This window comes from Streptococcus mitis, assembly GCF_002096895.1.
GTDB lineage: Bacteria > Bacillota > Bacilli > Lactobacillales > Streptococcaceae > Streptococcus > Streptococcus mitis_AH.
Genome location: NZ_NCVI01000016.1, coordinates 52566 through 66118 on the forward strand (window position 1 = coordinate 52566; position 13553 = coordinate 66118).

The window sequence follows — 13553 nt, forward strand, 5'->3', positions numbered from 1 at the left end:
GCATACCTACCCTATCATAAATCTGATAATTCCTTCTTTTTATGCCATAACTTCCAGCTAATATAGGCAACTATTAACAAAAGGATTAAAGACAAGAAAATATCTAGCCCGACCGCAAGTAAACTCCATAGACCATACGCATTACTTTTATTGAGCAACTTAAGTAAGAATGGTATATGTATGGCTAGCAAAAGTAAAACAGGTACTAATCGCAGTCTTAAAATGCGATTAACCATAGCTAACTTCCCGGCCGCGTCATTATAAATTTCAAACTCTGCATCCGATTCAATTTCAGAATGTACTTTTCTAAAATAGGAAAAACTATTAAAGTCTGTAATATGCTCCCAGCCACAGTCTTTAAACAGTTGTAAATAGGAAGCTCTCTCTGATTTTTCCATTGGGTAAAAGTCCAACTGATAAGACACTTGCTCAGGGTGACACTTTTCAAAGGTATACTTAACTGCAAACAATAAGATAGAATAGCTTACTTTCCTAAGTTTCCAGCCCTTAGCATGCATTTCTCTAAAGTATAGAGCCTCCCTCTCATAATCCGCAATTGTAAAAATTCGATAAACAATTTTCTTTTCCATCATCCTTCCTCCCGACTGTTTCTATAGAGCCGTTCAATACGCTTCAATTCAATATCTAAGACTTTGCGTCCCAAGTCTGTAATCTGATAGATTTTCCGTTTTTCCTCTTCGCGGACAAAGGAAATCAAACCATCCTTTTCCATCTTTGACAAGGTTCCATACATAGTTCCAGGACTAATCGAAACTTGCAAATCTGTCATCTCCTTGACCTTTTGCGTAATACTGTACCCATGACCTTCCTTTTGCAGACAGAACAAGATATAAAAACCCGTTTCCGTCATCGGAAGATAAACTCGACGAATCTTATCCGTTAATTCCATTTATAACCACCTCCTATTCAGTTCGATATATCGCACCTCGTTATATAAAATATATCACATCTCGATATAAAACACAAGAAAAAAGACCACCCTCAGGCAATCTTTCTTCTATATTAGTAAAGATCTAAATAGTTATCAATTTCCCATTGTGAAACGAAGGTTGCATAACTTGCCCATTCGATTCGTTTGGCTTCAAGGAAACTAGTATAGATATGTTCTCCAAGAGCTGCTCTGACAACTTCATCTTCAGTCAGAGCTTTCAAAGCGTTGTGAAGAGTTGATGGAAGGTCTGTAATACCAGCTTCCTTGCGCTCTTCTGCTGTCATGATGTAGATATTTTCTTCGATAGGAGCTGGTGCTTCGATTTTATTTTCAATACCATGCAAACCAACTTCCAAAAGAACTGCCATAGCGATGTACGGATTAGCCATTGGATCCACTGAACGCAACTCAAGACGAGTCCCCATACCACGTGAAGCAGGCACGCGCACAAGTGGCGAACGGTTACGACCAGCCCAAGCAATGTAAACCGGCGCTTCATAACCTGGAACCAAACGTTTGTATGAGTTAACTGTTGGGTTCATAATGGCAGTATAGTTGTAGGCATGCTTAATCAAACCGCCAAGGAAATGGTAGGCAGTTTCTGACAACTGCATTCCTTTTGGATCATTTGGATCAAAGAAGGCATTGTTTCCTTCTGCATCAAACAAGGACATATTACAGTGCATACCTGATCCAGCAATACCAAATTTTGGTTTTGCCATAAAGGTTGCGTAAAGCCCATGTTTGCGAGCAATGGTTTTAACAACAAGTTTAAAGATTTGAATCTTATCACAAGCACGGAGAACTTCATCGTACTTGAAGTCAATCTCGTGTTGTCCAACCGCAACCTCGTGGTGACTCGCTTCTACTTCAAATCCCATTTTGGTCAAGACATTGACAATCTCACGACGTGTGTTGTCTGCAAGGTCAGTAGGCGCTAAATCAAAGTAGCCACCCTTGTCATTTACTTCAAGTGTTGGATCCCCATTTTCATCCAGTTTAAATAGGAAGAATTCTGGCTCTGGCCCAAGGTTGAAGGATTTGAATCCCACTTCTTCCATGTGACGAAGAGCACGTTTCAAATTACCACGAGGATCACCTGCAAATGGCTCACCTTCTGTTGTATAGACATCACAGATCAAACCTGCAACACTTCCATTTTCATCTCCCCACGGGAAGACTGTCCATGTATCCAAGTCTGGGTACAAGTACATATCCGACTCATTGATACGTACAAAACCTTCGATAGAAGATCCATCAAACATAGCCTTATTTGACAAGACTTTATCTAACTGTTCATCTGTAGCAGGAATTTCGACGTTTTTCATGGTTCCTAAAATATCTGAGAACATGAGACGGATAAAGGTAACATTTTTTTCCTTGACTTCACGACGAATATCTGCAGCTGTGATTGGCATGAGTTTTCTCCTTAATGTATGACTACTTGCGGTTGGCTAACCGCGACCAAAAGGTGATCGTACCGAAGCAAAGCGACCCTGTTGGAGGAGTTCATTGTGAAGTGCACGACGCACCTCAGTCTGACTCACCGCTTTCTTGGATTTCGCTTCACGTTCAGCATATTTTTTCTTAATAGCAGCGATATTATAACCTTCAGAGATATAATCTTTGATTTCAAGCAGACGATCCATGTCATTCAAGGAATACATGCGACGGTTCCCTTCGTTTCGATCAGGCTTAATCAACTCTTGATCTTCATAATAACGAATCTGACGCGCCGATAGATCGGTCAACTTCATAACACTGCCGATAGGAAAAACAGCCATATTTCGGCGAAATTCTTTTTCCTTCATTTACAATTTCCTTCTTTCTGTCTATTATAGTCTAAAAAAAGACAAACGTCAATTGATAATGTTATAAAATGTAACATTATTTTTCTTTTTTCTCTAAAAAGAGCCGAATACGATCAATATCGTAATTTACGAGAATTGCGACAAAAACTCCCATGAAAGTTTCTGATACACGCGCAAATACGTACAAAATTGTCTCTCCACTCGGGATCGATAGGGTAATGATTAACATAGCTGCTACACCACCAATAACCCCTGCTTTGTTATTCATGGCTACATTTGTCATAATGGTTAACATGGTACAAATCGGAACAACAACCAAGGTTACCCAAAAGGCTTCGTGGAAAAAGGTATTTAATAGGAAGAAGACTAGGGCATAGAGACCACCGATACTATTTCCTAGAATACGCGAAGTCCCAAAATGGACACTCTTATCAAAACTCTCCCTCAGGCTAAAAACGGCTGTCAAAGCACCGATTTGAAGACCTTTCCAGCCAAAAAAGCCAAAAATCAAGAGAACTAGAAAAACAGCAATACCTGTTTTAAAGGTTCGCATACCAAGTTTGAACTGGGATTTATCGAATTTATATTTTTTAAAATAACTCATAATCTCAACTTTCTATTTCCATTTTATCATAAATCTGCTGATTTTATTATGAATAGTTGAGAGGAAGCGTTTTTATTTTAAGCAAAAGAAAAGAGGAACTTTCATCCCTCTCTTCTTTGATTTATTTATAAAATCTTATTTTTCTGTCAAGGCTGCAAGTCCTGGAAGAACTTTACCTTCAAGAAGTTCCATTGATGCTCCACCACCAGTAGAGATCCATGAGAATTTATCTGCACGTCCAAGGTTGATCGCTGCAGCAGCTGAGTCACCACCACCAATGATTGATTTAACTCCTGGTTGTTTCACGATAGCGTCCATCACACCGATTGTTCCAGCTTGGAAGTCTGGGTTTTCAAATACACCCATAGGTCCGTTCCATACAACTGTTTTCGCACCAGTCAAAGCTTCGTCAAATTTAGCGATAGATTTTGGACCGATGTCAAGACCAAGGAAGCCTTCAGAAACTGCTTCACCTTCAGTGTCACGCACTTCAGTGTAACCAGCAAATGCGTTAGCTTCTTTTGAGTCAACTGGCAAGATCAATTTACCGTTTGCTTTTTCAAGAAGAGCTTTCGCAACATCCAATTTGTCTTCTTCTACAAGTGAGTTACCGATTTCGATACCTTGTGCTTTGTAGAATGTGTAAGTCATACCACCACCGATAAGGACTTTATCAGCTTTTTCAAGCAAGTTTTCGATAACACCGATCTTGTCTGAAACTTTTGAACCACCAAGGATAGCCACGAATGGACGTTCTGGAGTTTCAACTGCTTCTTGGATGTAGGCAATTTCGTTTTCAAGAAGGAAACCAGCAACTGCTTTTTCAACGTTTGCTGAGATACCAACGTTAGATGCGTGTGCACGGTGAGCTGTACCGAATGCATCGTTTACGAAGATACCATCTCCAAGTGATGCCCAGTATTTACCAAGTTCAGGATCGTTTTTAGATTCTTTCTTGCCATCAACATCTTCGTAACGAGTGTTTTCAACCAAGAGAACTTGTCCATCTTCAAGAGCGTTGATAGCTGCTTCCAATTCAGCACCACGAGTAACACCTGGGAAAACAACGTCTTGGCCCAATTTAGCTGCCAAGTCTGCTGCTACAGGAGCAAGTGATTTACCAGCTTTATCAGCTTCTTCTTTCACACGTCCAAGGTGAGAGAAAAGAATTGCACGTCCACCTTGTTCGATGATGTACTTAATAGTTGGAAGAGCTGCTGTGATACGGTTGTCGTTAGTGATTACGCCATCTTTCAATGGTACGTTGAAGTCAACACGAACGAGGACTTTTTTACCTTTCAAGTCAACGTCTTTAACAGTAAGTTTTGCCATGTTACAAAAACCCCTTTATTTATTTTATTCGAAACTATTATATCACACTTTGGAAATATAAGGAAAGATTTCACAAGATTTTTCGATATTTAATCTTCATCTTCTTTTTTCTGTTTCAATGTCAAGGCTAAACTAGCAAGACCAAGGCTTGCCAATCCTGCTATTAGGGCTTCATTGGCATCAGCAGTTCCTGTATTTGGCAATTGCTTGCTTGCTTCTTCTGATTTAACTGCTGTATTTTGGGCTGGTTTTTCTTGTGTAGGCGCTACTGCTGGTTCAGTTTTTACTTTTGTTCCAATTTCAACAATTTCTGGAATCGCCTCTTGGATGACTTCTGTCGAACGAAGACGACGCTGACCGTTTTCATCAACTTCAAAGACATGTCTCAACAGACCATCTCGTCCCTGTATGATGACTCGTTGTTCCCCAACTAGCATACCAGCATTTTCATGCTCTTGACGATCAAAGGCAACCTTTTCCTCTTGAACTTCCAATTTAGGAGCCTTTTGTTGATCAAAAGCCGGTTGATTAGTAGGTTTTGGAAGGTCTGTGTTTTGTGGTGCTGGCTTGGCAGGAATGAGACCAGTACCTACTTCTACGATTTCAGGACTTGCTTCTTTCAAAACTTCTGTAGCGCGAAGCGTACGATTGCCTTGACTATCTACTTCAATCAAGCGACGAATTTGTCCTTCAACTCCTTCTTGGACAAGTTGACGTTGACCGACTGTAAGATTTGGATTGGGACGTTCTTGGTGTTCGAAGGCAATACTTGTCTCTTCAATTTCTAATTTTGGAGTATCCACAACCAAATTCTTGACACCTTCAGTTGGTTCCTTGCTTGAAATAACTTTTTCTACTGGTTTAGCAGGTTGTGGTTTTTCAGCAGATTCATAAACAAAGGCATAATGAGTAAAGTGTGGCGCTGTAAAGATGACATGACTATCCGTTTGTTCAAAAGCCAATTCTACTGCCTCTTTACCTTCAGGTAAGAAGAAGACTTTCTTCACTTTCTTATCTTTTTCAATTGGAATTTTCACAATAGAAGCGTAAGAGAGATCAACGTCTTGACCTTTTTCATCTAGACCTTCTATTTCAAAGACATGAGCATCTTCTCCAGCAAAGTATTTCTTCTCTTCATCACTTGCTTGAACACGTTCTACTTTCAAGCCCTTGATGACAGTCTTCTCTTTATTTGAGAAGTGTACTTCAACACCTGTTTTACTATCAGAAAAGACTGCTGGTTTGTCTTCTTTCAATAGGGCAACCAGATCTTTTAGACTCTGTTTCGCTGTCGCAAGCTCTTCTGGACTCAAATCTACTTTTTCAACCAAGACCTTGTTCTTTTCAAGAAGTGGGGCTAGGGCAGAACCTGAAGGATGGTTTGGTTTGGCAGCTAAGAGCTCTTGAGCCTCACCTGTTAAGCGATCGAGTTCTGTCTTTTCTTCCGTAAATTTCTCTTGACCATTCAGAGCTTTATGAGCTTCTGTCAATTTATTAAGTCGGTCATTAACCTGATCTTGGGTGCTAGTTTCATGGTCTTTCAACACTTGTTCGGCCGCTTCAATTGCTTTCAAGAATGCTTCTTTTACTTCTGGCGAAGCAAAGTTATAGACCACCTTGTTCTTAGCCGCTTCAACTTCTGCTAATTTTTGTTTAAGGTACTCATCGTTCAATGCTGCTTTTGGAGATACCAAAACATCAAAGTTGACTTCATGTCCTTGGTAACGAAGCGTCAAGGTTTGACGACCAGTCTTTTGAGCATCGTAACCAGAAATTTCAACTCCCTCATCAGTAAAGGAATGTTCTTCCATGGTGTCATTACTATAAGCCACTGCAAAGCGTCCTTCAGACAAGTCTAAGCTATCACCAACTAGGTAATCTTTTTTGGGTTCCTGACTTACTTCAATTCCCAAAATAGTTTTCGGACTTGCTTCATCTTGACTAGTAACAGTCACTGATAAATTAGCATGTACCGGTTGCCCCAAATATTGTAAAGTAAGATTTTGTTCTCCCTTATGATGCGTATCAAAACCTGACACTGATACACCCGCGTGAGTTAGGCGAATAAGTTCGTCCTCAGCTCCACCTTCATACTGAACTCGAAGAACACCACCTCTAAGGTCTAAATTCTCCCCTTCGGCGTAGCTTGTTTTCTTAGGTCCTGTTTCTAGGCTGACTGACTTGATTCTTCTGTCATCTTTTGGAACGGAAACTGCTAGGATATTACTAATTTCCTTGCCTGGCAACTGGGTACGATAGTAAAGAAGACCAGATTGATTTGTCAAATCCAATGGTGCACTTGCTAGGTCTCCTCCAACTTCGCTCTTCAAGGTTGCAAGCGGAGTTTGAGAATTTGGATTATCATAAACGGTAATGGTTGCTCCAGCTGGTACATCCGCAAAGCCAACTTGTACCTTGTTATTGCCTAGAGAACGGGCTGCAGCCTTGGCCATCGGAATATTGACACTCTCAGTATCAAGCTTTTCATACATTTTCCAGTTATAGATACGAATAGCCTTCCATGGGGTTCCATTGTCAGAAGTGACAACATTCAAGCGCCAATCTTGAGCTGTGATTGGTTTATCAAGGGTAATATCTGTAACATGGGCTTTATTGCCACGGACTTCCTTAGCCAATTTCCATTGACCATCCGCATCTTTATAATAGAGGTCAAAGTCTTTGGTGTTCATCAAACCGTCGTTTACAGATTCTCCACCAGCTCCAGCATGGTCCATCACCCATCTAACAACTGTACGTGGCTGGGTCAAACGAATATCCACACTACCACTTAACTGTCCAGAAGACCACTTGTCTGAAAGACTGGTAATGGTACCATTCAACATACCTTCAATACCTTCTCCACCTTCAGTCTTAGGGAAAGTACTATCAATAACTGTTGCACCTGGAACGATATTTTCAGCTAGCGGTTTTGGTAGGCTGGTATCTTTTACAGTCATGCCCCAATCAAAGGTTGTAGTTGCAGCTTCTGAACGAACTCCATTTTTACCGACTGCTACAACCTTCAGTTCTTGAGTTGTACCTTGAGCACTTGCTGAGCGGCTAACTTTTGGTAGATAAATAGTTGTAGAAGATGAGCCAGTTAGTAATTTCCAGCTGTCTCCATCTTTTTCGTAAACTTCATAGAAATCTGCATCCTTGTTTCCTTTAAATTGCACAACTGCTTCCGCTTCTTGGGCATTTTTAAGGACTTGTTTGGCTACAGCAACTGTGGTTGGTGCCTGAGGAGCATCTTGATTATTGCTGATGGTCAATTGCCCCAGGTTAAATTGATAACCTTTTAAGTCTTTGTCATTTTCAAAATAGAGTTTAATACCGTAAATTGTTTTGCCCGCCAAGGCACTCAAATCAAAATCATCGGTAGTCCAGTTATCTGAAACTGTCAATTCTTTACGGGCAGCTTCATCACCGTAGGTATAATCTTTCTTGGTTGCAAATTCTACATAAACCTTGGTACCCTTGCCTCCTTTGTGGGCAACATGTAATTTGGTTGTATCTGTCACCTTCAAGCGAGTAGAGTACAAATTCACATCTTGCTTGGTCGCACCTGAAAGATCCCCTGCAAATTTGAGAGAAGTTCCACCATTATAAGCATCTTCAAAATCATAGCTTGCTTTCAACTTATCACCAGTTGATTTTTGCCACCAGCGCCATGTTGGAAGAACACCTGAAACTGAACGGTAATTCCACTCAGAATCCTTAGAAACCTTACCATCTACGAACCACTTTCTACCATGACCTGTATTAAAAGAAGTAGTAAAAGTATTACCTACTGCTGGCGTACGGTCCGCAACTAGGTTAGCAATACCATACCAATCTTTGTCACCTGGTTTTTGACCAGTAGGATCCCCTTGGTAACCTGTAAAGAAGATATCTTCATTTTTATGGTAATCTTCACCCGTTTTTCCTAAACTTGTAATGGTATCTGGGGCGAACAAACCAAGAGAAAGGCGCAATTTCCCATTTTCATCTAAAATGTCATTCCATTTGACCTTGGTCTTGTAGGAACCACCCTGTTGCAATTCCAAACCTGCAAATACGTCATAAGGATTACGACCAATCCAGTTGGCAGTTGCAATAGTGTAATCATTTTTAGCCTTATCCCAGTTAAAGTTAGCAAAGAAGTTATCTGCTGGAACCTTATCTCCTTCAGGTTGCATGAATTGGTAGTTGTATTCTCCCAAACCATCTTGGTGGTAACGTCCATAGTTATAAGTCATGGCATCGTACCAAGAATACTTGATTGGATGGTTTACCTTAGCAGCATACTCCTTAGTATAGAGCATAAACTGGCGCATCTTTTCTCCAAGAGGTTCAACCAAATCCCCAGTTGTTTCCTGGTTGATGAAATAGCCATCATAGCCATAATACTTGGCCATATCTACCAATTTACGGGCAATTGGGAAGCTACCATCTGGGTCTTGCTTCAAAGCTTCAGCAAATTTTTCTTGATCTGCAATACTATTAGACCAGTTGAAGAAGAGTGTACCATATACAGGAACCCCGTTACGGTGACCTGCATCAATAACGTCAGGAGTTGGTACGAGACCTTCCCAGAAGACCATTGAATCTAGATATTGCCAATAGTCAAAAGCATAAGCCTTGAACTCTTCTCCACCAACAGAAGCGTGGTCTTTTGCTTTAGAGTTGGTGTTTGATAGGGCTTGTACTTTTGCTTCCTTGCTAGCTTTTTCATTGACTAAATGACCTGTCCGACGTGAAGCGAGGGCGACAGACCCGCGGTTAATAGCATCATCTTCACGAGCACCTGGTTCCCATTTTAACAATTCTTCCCAAGAATTAAATTTGATTTCCTTTGGTTTTAATGTTTTTTCTGTATTTTTAGGGACATCTGGCTGGACTTCTTTTTCAGTCTTATTAGCTTCTGCTGCTGGCTTAGACTCATCTCCTTGGCTAGTTGCTTCAGGCTTTGCTTCCGTTTCCTTGTCAGACTTAGGTTTTGCTTCTGCAGATGGTGTTTCTGCAACCACCTCACTTGCTTTTTCCTCTGGTTTAGCTGCGCTAGCTGCTTCTGCAGTTTCAGTAGTTGCAGCTTCATTGCTTGCTGGCGAAGCAGTTTCAGATGCTGTCGCTACTCCTTCTGCCTTTTCTGGCTTGTTTTCTCTAGCCTGTTCTCCTTCATGCTGCTTGTCAGCTTCATTAGTTGGATACTCACTCTCTCCTGAAACAAGCTCTGTATTGGCTCCGTTATTTTCAGGAACTGCAGTTTCTTCAGCCAAGGCTGGACCAGCAAATAAAACAGCACCAATCATCAGCGAGCAGGCTCCTACTGATAACTTACGAATACTGTAACGACAACGTCTTTCAAAAAATGGATTCTTCATTTTCTCCTCCTAAAAAATTGATTTTGTTGCACAAAAGAAAGCGCTTAACTTTCTTTATAAAATTTTTATCCCAATCACAGGGACCAAGATAATTCCTCCCTCATTTTAAAATATTTCTTTTAAATGTCAATATATAAAAGGAAATACCTATATCTAGGTTAGAAATTGGTAAAATTAATATAATCAAGGCCCATTCTAACGAATTTTCTTTCTAAAATCTTAGCTTAACACTTGTTAGATTTACTTTTATCCTTTAAAATAGAATAGGAGAAATTCCGTTATTATTTTTCGGAGGAAAAAGAAATGTCCATTAATTGGCAGGAAATTTTATTTCACTTTTTAGGTGGTCTGGGACTATTCTTATATAGTATCAAGACCATGGGAGACGGTTTGCAACAAGCTGCTGGAGATCGCCTTCGTTTTTACATTGACAAGTACACTAGCAATCCGTTCTTCGGTGTGCTAGTTGGTATCGGTATGACGGCGCTAATTCAGTCAAGTTCTGGGGTCACAGTCATTACAGTGGGGCTAGTCAGCGCAGGACTTTTGACCTTGCGTCAAGCTATCGGTATTGTCATGGGTGCCAATATTGGAACTACCGTTACATCCTTTATCATCGGTTTTAAGCTAGGAGATTACGCCTTACCAATGCTTTTCATCGGAGCGATTTGTCTCTTCTTCACCAAGAATCGCTCTATCAATAACATCGGACGTATCATTTTTGGTGTAGGTGGTATCTTCTTCGCTCTCAATCTTATGAGCGGTGCAATGGAACCTCTAAAAGACCTGCAAGTCTTTAGAGACTATATGGTTGAACTAAGTAAGAGTCCTATTCTAGGTGTCTTTGTCGGAACTGGACTAACCCTACTCATTCAAGCTTCTTCCGCAACTATCGGTATCCTACAGAATCTTTACGCAAGTGGTTTGATTGATCTACAAGGTGCCCTACCAGTCTTGTTTGGTGATAATATCGGAACGACCATTACAGCTATTATTGCTTCTCTTGGAGCCAATATCGCTGCCAAACGTGTTGCTGGTGCCCATGTCGCCTTTAACGTGATTGGTACGGTTATCTGTATTGTCTTCCTTGTACCTTTCACTGGCTTGATTCAATGGTTTGAATCTACACTCAATCTGGCTCCAGAAATGACCATTGCCTTCGCCCACGGAACCTTTAATATCACAAATACTATTATCCAATTTCCATTCATCGGAGCCTTGGCCTACTTTGTAACCAAGCTCATCCCTGGTGAAGATGAAGTTGTCAAGTACGAGCCACTTTATCTTGATGAGCATTTGATTAAACAAGCTCCATCAATCGCTCTCGGAAATGCCAAAAAAGAACTCCTTCACTTGGGAAATTATGCTTCTAAAGCCTTTGACCTTTCATACAACTACATCATTAACCTCAATGAAAAGGTTGCTGAAAAAGGCCACAAGACAGAAGAAGCCATCAATACCATTGATGAAAAATTGACTCGTTACCTTATTACTCTTTCAAGTGAAGCTCTTAGCCAGAAAGAAAGTGAAGTGCTCACCAACATTCTTGATTCATCCCGCGATTTGGAACGAATTGGGGACCACGCAGAAGCGCTAATCAACCTGACTGACTACCTTCAACGTAAAAACGTTGAGTTCTCTGAAGCTGCTTTACAGGAATTAGCTGATATCTATCAAAAGACCACTGGCTTTATCAAAGATGCCCTTGACAGCGTGGAAAACAATGATATTGAAAAAGCTCAAAGTCTGATTGAACGCCATAAAGAAATCAACAATATGGAACGTGTTCTCAGAAAGACCCACATCAAACGCCTCAACAAGGGCGAGTGTTCAACACAAGCTGGGGTCAACTTTATCGACATCATTTCCCACTATACTCGTGTATCTGACCACGCTATGAATCTAGCTGAAAAGGTCATCGCTGAACAAATCTAAGAACCAAGAAGCTATCCTATTTGGGATGGCTTTTTTTCTCCTTATCAAGAATTGCTTTTCTCTATCATATAGAAAAATGCTTTGATTCACAATGGAATCAAAGCATTTTAAAGAGCTCCCCATACATAATCGCAGAAGCCGCAGTTCCTCTGTACTTTGCTTCTTCTCTTTTAATAAAGCGAGCCAAGTTGAGCAACTCAGGTGCCGGATGTTTGGGATTAAGGAGCAATTCACGATTGACCAGGCCTGAGAGACGAACTGCCAGCAATTGCTCATTTGTAGTAGGCAGTTTTTTAGCAGTCTCTAGGAGAGCAACAACTAAATCTTCACTCAAATCATGGCGAGCATGATTGTAAAGATCTTTTATAAGGCTTTCTAGGTTTGGTTCTACCATCCCTACCACCTCCTTAAGTTTAATAATTTTTAATCAAGTCAACTGTTGAACGATCCAATTTTTTCACCAAGGCTTGCAAGAAAGCTTGCGCTTCTAAGAAGTCATCCATAGCGTAGAGGGTTTGATGTGAATGAATATAACGAGCGCAAACACCGATTGTTGTTGATGGGACACCACCATTTTTCAGATGAGCTGCGCCAGCGTCTGTTCCGCCTTTACCACAGTAGTATTGGTACTTGATTCCAGCTTCTTCAGCCGTTGTCAAAAGGAAATCCTTCATACCTGGGAGAAGCAAGTGACCTGGGTCATAGAAACGAATCAAGGTTCCATCCCCAATCTTGCCTTGGCCGCCATAAACATCACCTGCTGGTGAGCAATCAACTGCTAGGAAAACTTCTGGGTCAAATTTAGTTGTGGAAGTATGGGCACCACGAAGACCAACTTCCTCTTGGACGTTAGAACCAAGATAGAGTTCATTGCCAAGTTTTTGACCTGACAGAGATTCTGCCAACTCGCTCACCATGAGAACTCCGTAGCGGTTGTCCCAAGCTTTTGAAATGATATTTTTTTCATTTGCTGTCAAAATAGCAGAGCTATCAGGGACAATCGTATCACCAGGACGGATGCCAAAGCTTTCTGCCTCAGCCTTATCCGCAAAACCACCATCAAAGACGATATCTGAAATAGCAGGTATGGTTGGTCCTCCCTTACCACGAGTCAAATGTGGAGGAACAGAGCCTGAAATCACAGGAATTTCACGACCATCACGAGTCAGGAGTTTGAAACGTTGGCTGCTGACTACCATAGGATTCCAACCACCAATTTCAACCACACGGAAGGTACCATCTGGCTTGATTTCGCTGACCATAAAACCAACTTCATCCATATGAGAAGCGACCAAGACGCGCGGCGCATCTGCAGCTTCTGAATGTTTGATACCAAAAATACCACCCAAGCCATCTGTCACCACTTCATCCACGTGCGGTGTCAACTTTTCACGAAGATAAGCACGGACAGGCGCTTCATGACCTGAGATCGCAGCAAGTTCTGTTACTTCTTTGATTTTTGAAAATAATGTTGTCATTTCAGTTCCTTCTTTCTTCCATCCATTTTACCACTTTTTATAGGAGAAGGATAGCGGGAAGGTGGATTTCTAAGTTAG

10 protein-coding genes and 1 pseudogene are annotated in these 13553 nt (G+C 41.0%); 1 reads left to right on the plus strand and 10 read right to left on the minus strand.

The window, feature by feature from the left end:
* Nucleotides 1–14: 14 nt before the first annotated feature.
* The 8 genes and pseudogenes from B7697_RS01560 to B7697_RS09525 all read right to left on the minus strand — a co-directional run.
* A complete protein-coding gene (locus B7697_RS01560; RefSeq protein ID WP_060806109.1) occupies nt 15–590 on the minus strand; it encodes a DUF2812 domain-containing protein in 576 nt (191 codons plus the stop codon).
* Complete coding sequence (locus tag B7697_RS01565) at nt 590–910, minus strand: PadR family transcriptional regulator (protein ID WP_031233152.1); 321 nt, start codon at nt 908–910, stop codon at nt 590–592. The genes B7697_RS01560 and B7697_RS01565 overlap by 1 nt, the downstream gene beginning before the upstream one ends.
* A gap of 113 nt (nt 911–1023) precedes the next feature.
* Nucleotides 1024–2370 (minus strand): type I glutamate--ammonia ligase, encoded by a 1347-nt coding sequence (gene glnA / locus B7697_RS01570; protein WP_001122886.1) that lies wholly within the window; start codon nt 2368–2370, stop codon nt 1024–1026.
* A 36-nt stretch (nt 2371–2406) separates the two neighbouring features.
* Nucleotides 2407–2763: a transcriptional repressor GlnR gene (gene glnR / locus B7697_RS01575; protein ID WP_000659548.1), complete on the minus strand. Its 357-nt coding sequence runs from the start codon at nt 2761–2763 to the stop codon at nt 2407–2409.
* A 76-nt stretch (nt 2764–2839) separates the two neighbouring features.
* Complete coding sequence (locus B7697_RS01580; RefSeq protein WP_000119915.1) at nt 2840–3367, minus strand: FUSC family protein; 528 nt, start codon at nt 3365–3367, stop codon at nt 2840–2842.
* 135 nt (nt 3368–3502) lie between these two features.
* Nucleotides 3503–4699 carry a phosphoglycerate kinase gene (locus B7697_RS01585; protein WP_001096743.1) on the minus strand — a complete coding sequence of 399 codons (1197 nt, stop codon included), beginning with the start codon at nt 4697–4699 and terminating at the stop codon, nt 3503–3505.
* A gap of 89 nt (nt 4700–4788) precedes the next feature.
* Nucleotides 4789–9708 carry an endo-beta-N-acetylglucosaminidase gene (locus B7697_RS01590; RefSeq protein WP_419991748.1) on the minus strand — a complete coding sequence of 1640 codons (4920 nt, stop codon included), beginning with the start codon at nt 9706–9708 and terminating at the stop codon, nt 4789–4791.
* Nucleotides 9709–9999: 291 nt separating this feature from the next.
* Nucleotides 10000–10062: pseudogene (locus B7697_RS09525) on the minus strand (YSIRK-type signal peptide-containing protein); the annotation flags it as partial.
* Between the two features lie 303 nt (nt 10063–10365).
* Between B7697_RS09525 and B7697_RS01595 the strand changes: the two are divergent.
* Complete coding sequence (locus tag B7697_RS01595) at nt 10366–11997, plus strand: Na/Pi cotransporter family protein (protein WP_004255933.1); 1632 nt, start codon at nt 10366–10368, stop codon at nt 11995–11997.
* A 97-nt stretch (nt 11998–12094) separates the two neighbouring features.
* On the opposite strand, the gene B7697_RS01600 is transcribed toward B7697_RS01595, so the two are convergent.
* Together B7697_RS01600 and pepA are read right to left on the minus strand one after the other, a co-directional pair.
* On the minus strand, nt 12095–12391 hold the full coding sequence (locus B7697_RS01600; protein WP_084949998.1) for a bacteriocin immunity family protein: 297 nt from the start codon (nt 12389–12391) through the stop codon (nt 12095–12097).
* Nucleotides 12392–12410: 19 nt separating this feature from the next.
* A complete protein-coding gene (gene pepA / locus B7697_RS01605; RefSeq protein ID WP_084949999.1) occupies nt 12411–13475 on the minus strand; it encodes a glutamyl aminopeptidase in 1065 nt (354 codons plus the stop codon).
* Nucleotides 13476–13553 lie beyond the last annotated feature (78 nt).